This is a genomic window from Hyphomonas sp., from assembly GCF_037969335.1.
In the GTDB taxonomy this organism is placed as follows: Bacteria; Pseudomonadota; Alphaproteobacteria; order Caulobacterales; family Hyphomonadaceae; genus Hyphomonas.
In genome coordinates this window covers 1-11,653 of the sequence record NZ_JBBKXE010000026.1, presented here as the reverse complement: position 1 = coordinate 11,653, position 11,653 = coordinate 1, and the positions used below count along the sequence as shown (strand labels likewise).

Sequence of the window (11,653 nt, the reverse complement as noted above, 5' to 3'; positions counted from 1 at the left end):
AAGGCCAGTCCCACCGGTCGCAGCGAAAGCTGCCCGGCTCCCGGCCTCTGACCTTGCGTCAGAATTGCCAAAGGCGCGGCCCAGGGCGGGCCCATGCCAGCCGGGACCCGCGCCGCGCCAGACTGGGCAAGCCGCATCCGGCGCAGCCAGGCCACGCGTGATGCCAGCATGATGGCAGCCTCTGTCGTGCGTGATGGCGACCGGCCCGGCGCCGGCACATCCCTGCAACTCAAGACAGACGAGGACTAGATGAGCATGCTCTGGAAACGCGACCGGTCGGCCTATGGCGACACGCCGGAACCTGTCACCCCCTATCAGCGCGCTGCGCAGGCCTGGGATGACCGGATTGGCTCCTACAGGGTACAGGCAGCCAACTGGCGGTTCGCGGCGTTGGGGTCGATCGGACTGGCCTTCGTCCTGGCGGGCGGCCTGGTCTGGCGCTCGACCCAATCCGTTGTAACGCCCTATGTGGTCGAGCTCACCAGCGACGGCGCCGTGCGGGCTGTCGGGCCTGCCGAGGGGCGCTACGAGCCGACCGATGCGCAGATCGCGTTCCACCTGGCAGACTTTGTCACCAATACGCGCTCTGTCGCGATCGATCCTGTCATCGTGCGCCAGAACTGGCTGAAGGCTTATGCCTATGCGACCGACCGGGCCGCCGCCACGCTGAACGATTATGCCCGCGACAATGATCCGTTTGTCGATATCGGCCATCGCTCGGTCTCGGTTGATGTGACCAGCGTGGTGCGCTCCTCCGATGACAGTTTCACCGTGCGCTGGCGCGAGACAGCCTTCCGCAACGGCGCCGAGATCAGCCAGTCAAACCATACCGGAATCTTCTCCATCGTGATCGATCCCCCCCGCACTGCCGAAACCCTCCGTGCCAACCCGCTGGGACTCTACGTCCACGGCCTCAACTGGTCGAAAGACCACAAACAGGAGTAGATCCCCATGAAACGCCTTGCCCTTATTCTTATTGGCGCGACCGGCCTCGCGGCCTGCGAAACACTTCCCGCAGGTCCCGGCGCGCCCGACATCGTACTCGATGCCGAAGTGGCCGATGACGCGGCCTTCGCCGAAGATCTTTTCCTCGAACCGGACGAAGACCTGGCGGATGCACCCGCGCCGCTCGTCCTGACCACCTACCACCCGGTGCCGATGCCGGGACAGCTGAAACCCCTGCCCGTCGCCGATGCTTCAGGGCCTTCCTTGAAACCCTATGAAGCCATCGAGACAGCCAACAGCAAGGCGTCCATCGAACCCTCGCTCGACAATTACATGAACGCGATCCAGGTCTATCCCTATACGATCGGCGCGCTCTACCAGGTCTATTGCGCGCCCGAGCAGGTCACCGATATCGCGCTCGAGCCGGGCGAGGAACTGGTCTCGGTCTCGGCCGGCGATACAGTCCGCTGGGTGCTTGGCGATACGGTGTCAGGCACGGGATCGAGCGCGCAGGCGCATATACTCGTCAAGCCGACACAGCCTGGCCTGAAGACCAACCTGATCGTGACGACCTCACGGCGGGCCTATCACCTGGAACTCCAGGCCTTCCAGGAAACCTATATGGCCGCCGTCTCCTGGCGCTACGCCGACCAGCAACTCGTGACCCGCGTCGCCAGCGCCGCGCCGCGGTCTGCTGAGGCGCACGCACCGCAAGGCCTCCAGCTCGATCGCCTGAAGTTTCGGTATGCGCTTGCCGGCGGCAAGCCACACTGGCGCCCCGAACGCGTGTTCGATGACGGGCGGAAAGTCTATATCCAGTTTCCGGCCCGTCTGGATCAGGGCGATGCGCCAGCCCTGTTCGTGATCGGCCGCGACGGGCGCGCCCAGCTCGTGAACTATCGCATGTCGGGCGACTATTATGTGGTCGACCGCCTGTTTGCGAAGGCCGAGCTCCGGCTCGGCGAAAAGAAGCAGGACGTCGTGCGCATCGCGCGGTCCGATCTGGGCGCACCGGGTCAATGAGCAAAACATCCCTCCCCGCCCCTGAGGCGCTCGAGATCCGGGGCAAGCCACGGCCAGTGCGCCGGTTCTCCAAGCGCGCACTTGCCATCCTGCTTGGAACTGCCAGTGCAGTTGTGCTCGGATCGCTGGCGTTTGCCCTGCAATCTCCGGACAGGCGCGCGCAGACCGCAGGCAAGGAGCTCTACTCGACCGCCAGCAAGCCGACAGCAGAGGGGCTCGCCGCCCTTCCGGCGAGCTACAGCGATGTGAAGCCTGACGCGCCTGAGCTCGGCCCGCCTTTGCCCGGAGACCTCGGCACGCCCATCCTGAAAGCCCGGCGTGAAGGGCGCATGGCGTTTGACGACGCGTATGACACAGCGCCCCATGACGACGATCCTCAGCGATCCATGCGCGAAGCAGAATTCGCCGCGCGTGAGGCAGCCATGTCGGACGCCGCACGCGGTAGCGGCGTGTTCTTCGCGATCGGTCAGCGCACGATGGCGTCGGCAGATGTGTCTCGCGACACGAGCTACCGCGCGCCTTCGGTTCCGTTTCCAGACTTGTCGGCGCTTGTCGCATCTGCGCCGGGCGCGTTCGGATCTGCCCTGAGCGAGGATCCAAACCGGCAGGTGCGCAAGCTGGATTTCCTGAGCGAAGAGCCGGATGCGTCCATCTACAATCCCTATCAGCTCGAGACGCCCGTTTCGCCCTGGCAGCTGATGGCAGGCACTGTCATTCCGGCAACCCTGCTGACAGGCGTAAATTCTGATCTGCCGGGCCAGGTCATCGCCCAGGTGACGCGCCCCGTCTACGACACGATCACCGGACAGACTGAACTCATCCCCCAGGGGGCGCGTGTCGTCGGACGCTATGACAGTGTGATCGCGTTCGGACAATCACGCGCCTTGCTTGTCTGGACAAGGATCATCATGCCGGATGGCACTTCGATCCGTATCGATAATCTCGCCGGCGTCGATGCGCGCGGATATGCAGGGCTTGAAGACAAGGTCGACTATCACGCCTGGCGCTTGCTGCAGGGCCTGGCCCTGTCGACACTTCTGGGCGTCGGCTCCGAACTTGCGAGCGATGATGAAGGCGACATTGCGAGAGCCTTACGCAGGTCAGCCCAAACCGGCGTCAATCAGGCCGGCCAGGACCTTGTCCGGCGCAATCTTGACGTCCAGCCGACGATCACGATCCGGCCAGGCTGGCGGCTCGGCATCATCGTCAACAAGGATATCATTCTGAAGCCCTATGCAGGAGGCAAAACGCCATGAACGACATGAGTCTGAAAATCGGACCACTGCCCGACCGGACACCGCAGAAACTGACCCTGTTGATGGACCCGCCATTGATCACAGAGTTGGAGGACTATGCCCACGTTCATAGCCGGATCAATGGCAACGACGTGTCCGCCCAGGCACTCGTTCCGCATATGCTCGAAGCTTTCATGGCGAGCGATACCGGATTCAGGAAGGCCAGAAAAGCCTTGGTTTCAAAGTCTCCAAACATCTGAAGACAACTCCAGCGGTCACATCACTATGGCGATTTCAAACGAGGACCTGCAGGCAGCCCGGACAGTCGCCGCAAGAATTGTGACGACGCTCGGCGAAAAGTACTGGCCGATATTTGATGTGATTGACCGTGAATGGGCTGAGAGACAGCAACGCGGCAAGCGGCTCGCGGCCTGCCTGAAGCGTGATGGTGACCTCTCTGACATGGATGACGCCAGCGGCTAGCGGACCGCTCCCCAACGCAACCTCATTCAACGGCGTGACCAGATGGGTCTCAGGCCGGATTTTGTCGGCGCCGATTCCGACGATTGGCGCGAACGTTGCTTGCCTTGACTGGGAAAGGCAATGTCATGGCTACCGACCGCATAGTGTCCCTTTTCGATACACCTTTACGTCCGCGCTTCCGCCGCGTTGAACGCGTTCGGGAATGGGAACCGCTCCGTGATCGCCTGGATGAAGGCGATCAGAGTATTCCTTTATTCACCTCTGGGCCTAACGACCCGGACGCTGACAAAGGCACTCCCGGCATAACCGACGCGCAAATTTCGCGACTGCGTTTTGAACTGCTCGTGGCAGGTGACCTGAACGGCTAGAGTCCCTCAATCATTTCGAAAAATGACGCTTTGGGAGACCAAAGGCAACGGGCATTCATTCGTCTGCTCCTGACGACTATGAAGCCATTCGCCTTCGGCTCAAGAAACCTGATAGCGGTCATTGGCAGCAGCCAAATCCAATGGCAGAAAATCGCCAAAAGGCGACATTGGGTTCCGAAATTTGGACGGTAACATTCGGGGCCAAAGTGGCCATTGGCGAGTGGCGTATCCCACGTTATTTGGGTGATGCGGCCGCTTAGGGGCAATTGAAAAAGCGAAAAGAAACCAGCACTAATCCGGCAAGGCATACGCGACGAGCACATCGCTAATTTTGGTTTCCATGAAATGATGTCCACCGGCCATTATCAGAACATATTGTCGCCCCTCATGTTCATAAGTCATGGGTGTTGCTTGGCCGCCGCCCGGCAGGACATCGCTCCAGAGCGTTTCTCCGGTTTGAATATCAATCCCCTTAATCAAATCATCCGTTGCTGCCGAGATGAAGATTAAGCCGCCGGCCGTCACGACAGACCCGCCATTGTTCGGCGTGCCAATCGTAAAGGGAAGTCTGGACGGAATACCCCACGGCCCATTATTTCGAGCCGTGCCATACGGTCTGTCCCAAATGGTTTTGCCCGTTTGACTATTAATCGCGCGCAGGCCCCCATAGGGCGGCTCCTTGCATAACAGACCTGTGGATTTCATGCGCCATCCGGCATTAACATCGATAGCGTATTTAGCGCCTTTTTGCGGTGCGAGCGCCGCATGGCCACCCACGCTTTTTCCTTCGAGTTGCTTATCGGCTGTCTCGCGCGGGACCAGGCGATTATAGTTCGGCATGTCATTGTAATTCGCGATTATAACGCCTCGGACGGGATCGACAGCGACCCCGCCCCAGTCTGAACCGCCATTATACCCGGGATATTGAATCCAGTGCTGATCAGCCGTTGGCGGCGTGTACATGCCATTATAGGCCGCCTTCCTAAATTTGATGCGGCACACCATCTGGTCGATCAACGTCATACCCCACATATCGCGCTCCTTGAGCACAGGTTTGGCCAATGTGTGGTAGGTCGAGAACAGTTGGGTTTTCGCCCGAAGCGGGACTTCTTCAGGGACGCCGCCTTGCGGTACCGGACGATCCTCGGCTCCGGTCAGGAGCTTACCCGTGCGTCGATCAAGAATATAAATATCGCCTTGTTTCGATGGCAAAATAAGAGCGGGCGTTTTTTGTCCGTTGACCTCAAAATCGATCAGGCTGGCCTGAGAGCCGAGGTCATAATCCCAGACATCATTCTTAACGGTTTGAAAATGCCAGCGCGGCTTTCCTGTTTTTACGTCCATCGCGACGAGAGCTGTGGCGTATTTCAGTTCGGCGTCCGAGCGATCATAACTGATGTAGTCTCCCGCAGAATTTCCCATTGGGACGTAGACAAGGCCCAGGTCTTCGTCGCCGGAAGTCGCGGTCCACGAGTTTGGAGTGCCGCGACTAAATTCGTCGCCGGAGTTCGGGCGACCGACAAGATCGGGGCGGTTCATATCCCACGCCCAAAGATGTTGGCCAGTTACCGCGTCGAAACCTTGCAGTACACCTGAGGGAGCGTCTATCGAAATACCATCCTTTACCTGGTGATTTGTAACAATGACGTTTTGAACAATTGTAAGTGGGGACGTCATTGCCACCATACCGGGTTCAGATTCGCCCATGCCGATAGTCATGTCGACCTGCCCATTCTCACCGAACTCCGTGCACGGTTGCCCCGTTTCAGAATCAACGGCTATGATGCGGCCATCAAGCGTTCCTTCAATAATGCGCGCATCACATTGCCCACCGGTTTTCTCCGCTCGCTCATAATAGGTGACACTGCGACAAGCTGCCGTATAGGGAATGTTTTCGTCCGGAACCTTTGGATCGTATCGCCATTTCTCGCGACCAGTCCCCGGTTCGAGTGAGATTAGTATGTTCTTGGCCGAGCAGATAAAAACGCTATTACCGACCTTCAGTGGTGTCATCTCAGCCCCATATTTGCTGTCGGCAAGTTCGCCCTTTGGCATGTCGCCAGTGTGGAAAGTCCATACCGGTTCCAGCTTGTCGACATTGTCGGCAGTTATCTTGTCCAATCGGGAGTAACGCCGCGATTCCTTGGTTCCGCCATAGGCTAACCAGTCAACACCTGTACCGGAACCGGGGTCGGAGGACTCATTATTTGCCGAAGATAATGGGAATTCTCCATCTTGCACGACTGGATTTTGACCGTAAAAAACGGGCACAAATACGGCCGCTATGACCAACGCGGCAATCGAACCAAAAGACGCAAGATTCGTTATCGGACTGGCTTTACGGTCCTTCCAATTCAGCGCGGGCAGTACGAGCAAGATGCCAATCATCAAAATCAACGGAGCCACAAGACGGGGGACGAGCGCCCAATTGTTGCCGTCGGCCTCCCAAAACGCCCAGAGAAGGGTGATGAGAAAAACGGCGGCGTATACTAGAGCACCAATCCAAGACCCTCTGAAAAGAAATATTCCCGATGCAATCAATCCCAAGCCTGCGATCAAATAGTAGAATGATCCGCCTTCAAGCAATAAAATGAAGCCACCAGTTCCAAGGGTGACTCCGACTAGGAATATGACGATCCCGAGAATGGTTGCGATGCCGCGACGCCAATTTGAAAATTGATCCATATGTCCTCCTGAACTCGAAAGCCATGCTTCGAGTATGCCGCATTTATTCGTGATGCCTTGTAAAGCGCGCCTCTGCGTGCACACGATCATATTATAGGGGAACACCCGGAGGGCTTAAGCGTTCCATCAAGACGAATTTTATTCGAGGGAGTTTGAGAATGGCAAAATTTGCAAAATGGGCAGGATATGTTCTTGCATTCTTTATGATAGCGATGGGGGCTATGAAATTTTTTGGAGATGTTCCGATCTTTCAGTTGCTGGAAGAGAATTTGGCATCCAGATACGGACTGGCTCTGGGGTTTGTAGAGCCGCAATTTAAATATCTTACGGCGTCCCTCGAAATCATTGCGGGGCTTTTTCTAATCTTTGGACGCCGGGTGTGGGGCGCTCTTTTGTCGACACTTGTAATCGGCGGCGCAATCCTTTCGCATATATTTGTTCTCGGCATCTCGACGCCGATGTCGTCCGATCCAAATGCAAGTGAGAGCCCGATGCTGTTCATCATGGCGGTAATGTTTTTCATGATTGCGGTGTTTGTCTGGTATGGGTCCAAGAGCGAGGCCGAAATATAAGCGCGTATCAATTCACCTCACATCTTACGAGCAAATCATGTCAGATTTACCGAACTACTCCGGTTTAAAAGCTGTTATTCTCAACTGTTCCTTGAAGCGAGATGCCACGCAATCGCACACACAATTGCTTTTAAATGCCGTTACCGGATTAATGAAAACGGCAAAGGTGGAAGTCTCCACGCTGCATATGGCTGATTACAATTTACCGCCCGGCGTATATCCTGACATGACTGATCATGGCTATGAGGCGGACCGATGGCCTGAGCTTTGGAAGATAATCAAGTCGGCAGATATTCTCATCATTGGTACGCCGATCTGGTTAGGGGTGGAGAGTTCTATATGTCGTATTGCCATCGAACGTCTCTATGCCATGAGCGGCAAACTTAATGAAAAAGGTCAAAGCATATTTTACGGCAAGGTTGGGGGCGTTGTGGTAACGGGTAATGAGGACGGCGCGAAACACTGCGGGATGAGTTTGCTCTATTCATTACAGCATCTGGGCTATGTAATTCCGCCGCAAGCCGATTGCGGCTGGATCGGCGAAATTGGTCCCGGACCTTCTTTCGGCGACGATGTTGATGGGAAGCCAGCAGGATATGAAAGCGAGTTTACGCAACGAAATACGACTATAATGACATGGAATTTGATGCATTTAGCTCACGCGTTAAATTCGAATGGGGGCATTCCCACCTACGGTAATGACCGTAACGCCTGGGATGACGGAGAGCGCTTCGGATTTAAATTACTTGCGCGACATTTAGATCAGCGCACTCGATCTTGAGCAACCGAAATGTACGGTATGGTTGCTTAGTTTGGCATAAGATGACCCCGTATCAATGTCTGCAGGCTTACTTTCCGGGTAGAAATCTTCGTGATTTCGAAAATGAAGGCTGAGCGAGGCTAAGAGGTTCTTCATCGGGTGACTCAAGGTCATTGAATACATCTGTAAACCGACTTTATACTACAAAGCGCTCGTCAGGCTAACATGGGCGTCGGACGGAACTTATCTTTGACCCGACTGTTGTCTTAAGATAGGCTTATAAGGACAATTCATGGTTTTTCCCTCTGCCTCAGACGTTGCCACCCTCAAACGCGACGACGCTTCCTTAACGCGGTTTCAAGAAGTTCGGACGAACACTGGGAACTTAGCTGCGGGCCTGAGCGACGCGGATGCAACCGTCCAGTCGATGGCTGACGCCAGTCCGATGAAGTGGCATCTCGCACATACGAGCTGGTTTTTCGAAGAATTTATTGTGGCACCCGAACTCGGCGACACTGCGCGGTTCGATCCTCAATTTTCTTACCTGTTTAACTCCTACTATGATGGCGTTGGAGAGCGTCATGAAAGAGGGAGTCGGGGAATGCTTACCCGGCCGACGCTTGAACGGGTTCTGGATTACAGACGACATGTCACATCGCATATGGAGGCGCTCATCGTCGCGGGGAACCTGCGCGCTTTGGGTCTTCTTTCGCTGGGTTTGGCTCACGAGGAACAGCATCAGGAATTAGCGCTAACTGATATTCTTCACCTCTTTGCACAAAACCCGCTCCGGCCAGCTTATCGTCCCGCTAAACCGCTCGCATACAATAAACTATCCGGGTCCAGCGCATGGGTGACCTTTCAAGGTGGCGTCATGTCGTTAGGCTATGATGGTGCCGATTTCCATTTCGACTGCGAAGCGCCGTCTCACGAAGTTATTGTCCATCCATTTGAATTAGCCAGCAGAACTGTGACGAATTCGGAATGGATGACCTTTATGAGCGCTGGTGGATATGGCGACCCGTCTTTCTGGCTATCAGACGGGTTCGCGGTCTGCCAGGCACGCGGCTGGACCGCCCCGCTCTATTGGTTTGAACAAGACGGCGAATGGTGGAGCCAGACCTTGCGCGGCGCGCAACCCGTCGATCCCGACGCGCCAGTCCATCATATTTCATTCTACGAAGCCGACGCATATGCGCGCTTTGCTCAGGCGAGACTTCCGACTGAGGCAGAATGGGAGTTCGCGGCCAAAGCCAAACCTGTGCAGGGGAACTTTTTGGACTCCGGTCGTTTGCGTCCCGCGCCCCAGCCGACCCAGCAAGCCGAAATCTCAGCACTTTTTGGCGATGTTTGGGAGTGGACCGCGAGCCCATTTGTGCCATATCCCGGCTTTCGTCCCGAAGATGGAACTCTTGGGGAGTATAATGGCAAATTCATGAGCAATGTCATTGTGTTGAAAGGCGGCTCCTGTATCACACCCAAAGAACACATTCGGGCTAGTTATCGGAACTTTTTTCATCCTGACAAACGGTGGCAATTCTCCGGGTTACGGCTCGCAAGATAGATGTTTAGCCAATTTGCAAAAGATGTGGTCGCCGGGCTTGGCGCCACCCCGAAAAGTTTACCGTCGAAATATTTTTACGACGCCCTGGGCGACGAACTGTTCATCAAGATTATGGACCTGCCTGAATACTATCTCACTCGCGCGGAAATGGATATTTTCACGCAGCAGACAAACGAGTTGATCGCAGCGCTCGGGCAAGTCCCCACAATGCATTTTGAACTCGTGGAGCTCGGGGCCGGAGACGGTCAGAAGACTCTGCACCTTCTCGAAGGGCTATTGGCGGCGGGGTATGACTTTACGTATGTTCCGGTAGACATTTCCTCACATGTTCTCAAGCAGTTGGAAGCCCGCCTCGCGGAGCATTTGCCGGAATTGCACATCGCGCCAAAAACGGGTGACTATTTTGAGCAATTGAACATACTGTATGAAACCGAAACGCCGCGTGTGGTCCTCTATTTGGGCTCCAATCTTGGCAACCTCACGGACCTGAAGGCAGCGATATTTCTGGAAGAGTTGTCTGATTGCCTCAAGTCGGCGGACCGATTGATACTCGGCGTAGATCAGATTAAATCCGCCGATATCATATTGCCAGCCTATAGCGACGCTGGCGGAGTAACCGCAGCCTTTAACTTAAACCTGCTCGCCCGCATCAAACGGGAACTCGGCGGCGAGTTTGACTTAAATACCTTTCAGCATACGGCGGAATATTCAGAAGAAACCGGCATCGCAGCTAGCTACCTTGTGAGCTTGATCGAACAATCCATTCGTATCGAGGTGCTGGACCGAAGCTTTGATTTTGCTGAGGGCGAACGAATCCATACTGAAATTTCGCGTAAATATGACCTGAAGCTTGTCGAGAATATTATTGGAAATACGCGCTTTCAGATAACCGGCATATTGCGGGATTCTGATGACTATTTCCTGGATATCATCATGGTTCGAAAATGAGCCCCGATAGGGGTATAGGGCTGTTGAGTTTGGGCGAACGCAGCACGGCATACTATTTGAGCCGCATCTGTGAGCTGTCTGGCGCCAGGGCCGTTCCAGTACTGCTGGAAGAAATGAACTTCGATATCATCAACAAGCATTTGCCATGCAACTTCCCCGAACTTGAACCTGCGTTGCAAGACGGTCTCAACAGACTGTCGGAGTGTGATGTCGTGGTTATCCCTAATATGACTTTGCATGAAACATTTGACCGACTCCCGACTCTCAGCGCGGCTGCTCGCGTCATTCATCCTGTTGACGAAACACTTGCTTGTCTCGGGAATGCCCAAGCCGATAACGCTGTGGTCCTCGGTTCGGCGCATACTATGACGTCACCTTACTGGGCTGACGCGCTAAGAAATATGGGTGTGAATCCAACGTCTGCGTCCGGAAAAACGGTAGCAATTGTCGATGCCTTCCGGCTGAAAGTTTACGCGCGCACCGAAACCGCCGAAGATGTCAAAATATTTCAGGACCGTATTCTTGAGTACAGTCATGTTTGTCCTGTCATTGTCGCATGCACGGAGCTATCAATGTTCACAGAAAAGAAGGAACGCAATATTTTTGACGCCGCCGAAATACAGATCAAAACGGCAATACACCGGGTGAGCAAGACTGAGTGACATCCTGCGCAATTTGAATTCTCAACTTAACATGAAATTGAAAAACCGTTGCTTTCCTCTGTCTGTGACATATAATTATCAAATTGGAATGCAGTGAAACATCCTAGCTGATGTGCCCCTAAGAATGTAGACGCCCGACGACTTCATTTTGCTGCCATTTCGAACTCTGCGGGTGACAGCATCGCTGTTCTTAGCATGCCTTCGCTTTGGATTGTAGAACAGCTCGATATAATCGAACACATCCTGGCGGGCCTCTTCTCGTGTTTTGTAGATCTTCCGCCTGATCCGTTCGGTTTTGAGTGAAGCGAAGAAGCTTTCGGCGACGGCATTATCATAGCAGTTGCCGCGTCGGCTCATGCTGGCTTCCAGATTGTGATCCTTCAGGAAGTCGCGCCATTCCTGGCTGGT

General features: G+C 55.0%; 13 protein-coding genes and 1 pseudogene. 12 read left to right on the top strand and 2 right to left on the bottom strand.

All coding sequences use genetic code 11. The features are described from left to right. Positions 1 to 93: 93 nt before the first annotated feature. From AADA04_RS01790 to AADA04_RS01760, 7 genes are all read left to right on the top strand, one after another. On the top strand, positions 94 to 249 hold the full coding sequence (locus tag AADA04_RS01790; RefSeq protein ID WP_340691515.1) for a hypothetical protein: 156 nt from the start codon (positions 94 to 96) through the stop codon (positions 247 to 249). A gap of 6 nt (positions 250 to 255) precedes the next feature. Continuing rightward, entirely contained in the window at positions 256 to 945 is a 690-nt protein-coding gene (gene trbF, locus AADA04_RS01785; protein ID WP_340691516.1) for a conjugal transfer protein TrbF, read from the top strand. A gap of 6 nt (positions 946 to 951) precedes the next feature. Beyond that, the gene (trbG, locus tag AADA04_RS01780; protein WP_340691514.1) at positions 952 to 1,968 is read left to right on the top strand and encodes a P-type conjugative transfer protein TrbG; all 1,017 of its coding nucleotides are present in this window, start codon (positions 952 to 954) and stop codon (positions 1,966 to 1,968) included. Continuing rightward, a complete protein-coding gene (locus AADA04_RS01775) occupies positions 1,965 to 3,224 on the top strand; it encodes a TrbI/VirB10 family protein (protein ID WP_340691513.1) in 1,260 nt (419 codons plus the stop codon). Before trbG ends, AADA04_RS01775 begins: the two co-directional genes overlap by 4 nt. Further along, positions 3,221 to 3,463, top strand: coding sequence for a DUF2274 domain-containing protein (locus tag AADA04_RS01770; RefSeq protein ID WP_340691512.1), 243 nt, complete (start codon positions 3,221 to 3,223; stop codon positions 3,461 to 3,463). The genes AADA04_RS01775 and AADA04_RS01770 overlap by 4 nt, the downstream gene beginning before the upstream one ends. 25 nt (positions 3,464 to 3,488) lie before the next feature. Further along, the gene (locus AADA04_RS01765; protein WP_340691511.1) at positions 3,489 to 3,686 is read left to right on the top strand and encodes a hypothetical protein; all 198 of its coding nucleotides are present in this window, start codon (positions 3,489 to 3,491) and stop codon (positions 3,684 to 3,686) included. 125 nt (positions 3,687 to 3,811) lie between these two features. Beyond that, positions 3,812 to 4,054 carry a hypothetical protein gene (locus AADA04_RS01760; RefSeq protein WP_340691510.1) on the top strand — a complete coding sequence of 81 codons (243 nt, stop codon included), beginning with the start codon at positions 3,812 to 3,814 and terminating at the stop codon, positions 4,052 to 4,054. Between the two features lie 291 nt (positions 4,055 to 4,345). Here AADA04_RS01760 and AADA04_RS01755 read toward each other — a convergent pair whose 3' ends face one another. Then, positions 4,346 to 6,739, bottom strand: a complete 2,394-nt coding sequence (locus tag AADA04_RS01755; RefSeq protein ID WP_340691509.1) for a membrane-bound PQQ-dependent dehydrogenase, glucose/quinate/shikimate family — start codon at positions 6,737 to 6,739, stop codon at positions 4,346 to 4,348. Between the two features lie 158 nt (positions 6,740 to 6,897). Here AADA04_RS01755 and AADA04_RS01750 point away from each other — a divergent pair, with 158 nt between their 5' ends. The 5 genes from AADA04_RS01750 to AADA04_RS01730 all read left to right on the top strand — a co-directional run bounded on the left by AADA04_RS01750 (position 6,898) and on the right by AADA04_RS01730 (position 11,245). Beyond that, positions 6,898 to 7,311: a hypothetical protein gene (locus tag AADA04_RS01750; protein ID WP_340691508.1), complete on the top strand. Its 414-nt coding sequence runs from the start codon at positions 6,898 to 6,900 to the stop codon at positions 7,309 to 7,311. Between the two features lie 37 nt (positions 7,312 to 7,348). Next, the gene (locus AADA04_RS01745) at positions 7,349 to 8,092 is read left to right on the top strand and encodes an NAD(P)H-dependent oxidoreductase (protein ID WP_340691507.1); all 744 of its coding nucleotides are present in this window, start codon (positions 7,349 to 7,351) and stop codon (positions 8,090 to 8,092) included. Positions 8,093 to 8,363: 271 nt separating this feature from the next. After that, entirely contained in the window at positions 8,364 to 9,635 is a 1,272-nt protein-coding gene (egtB, locus tag AADA04_RS01740; RefSeq protein WP_340691506.1) for an ergothioneine biosynthesis protein EgtB, read from the top strand. Further along, complete coding sequence (gene egtD / locus AADA04_RS01735; protein WP_340691505.1) at positions 9,636 to 10,583, top strand: L-histidine N(alpha)-methyltransferase; 948 nt, start codon at positions 9,636 to 9,638, stop codon at positions 10,581 to 10,583. Positions 10,584 to 10,606: 23 nt separating this feature from the next. Further along, on the top strand, positions 10,607 to 11,245 hold the full coding sequence (locus AADA04_RS01730) for an aspartate/glutamate racemase family protein (protein ID WP_340691504.1): 639 nt from the start codon (positions 10,607 to 10,609) through the stop codon (positions 11,243 to 11,245). A gap of 143 nt (positions 11,246 to 11,388) precedes the next feature. On the opposite strand, the pseudogene AADA04_RS01725 reads toward AADA04_RS01730, so the two are convergent. Further along, positions 11,389 to 11,653: pseudogene (locus AADA04_RS01725) on the bottom strand (IS3 family transposase); the annotation flags it as partial.